Origin of the sequence: Mesorhizobium sp. M4B.F.Ca.ET.214.01.1.1 (assembly GCF_004791545.1) — a bacterium.
In the GTDB taxonomy this organism is placed as follows: Bacteria; Pseudomonadota; Alphaproteobacteria; order Rhizobiales; family Rhizobiaceae; genus Mesorhizobium; species Mesorhizobium abyssinicae.
This window is the reverse complement of sequence record NZ_SRUX01000350.1, coordinates 1-278: the sequence shown is the minus strand read 5'-3', so window position 1 is coordinate 278 and position 278 is coordinate 1. Positions and strand designations below refer to the sequence as shown.

Below are 278 nucleotides of genomic sequence, written 5' to 3'. Positions count from 1 at the left end.
GGAGCCGTCAACGGACAGTAATGGTGCCACTGTCGCATTGCGGTCATCGAGCAGCGCGGTGAACCGCTCGCGCAGCATCGTGTTGTAGGTCGGGTCCTGAATAGCCGGATAGCCGCTCTTGACTCGCTGCACCACCGACTGCGGCAGCAAGTCCGCGGTAGCGGCCCGCAGCAGGCTCTTTTCGCGCTTGTCGAAAGTCTTGTAGGCCCATGGGGTCCCAAACACATACTCAACGAGACGGTGGTCGCAGTAGGGGACTCGGACTTCGAGACCCAGAG

General features: G+C 61.5%; 1 protein-coding gene. It reads right to left on the bottom strand.

The window, feature by feature from the left end; genetic code table 11:
- Positions 1-278, bottom strand: a 278-nt coding sequence (locus tag EN857_RS34535; RefSeq protein WP_245521704.1) for an asparagine synthase-related protein, incomplete at both ends; no start/stop codon positions are given.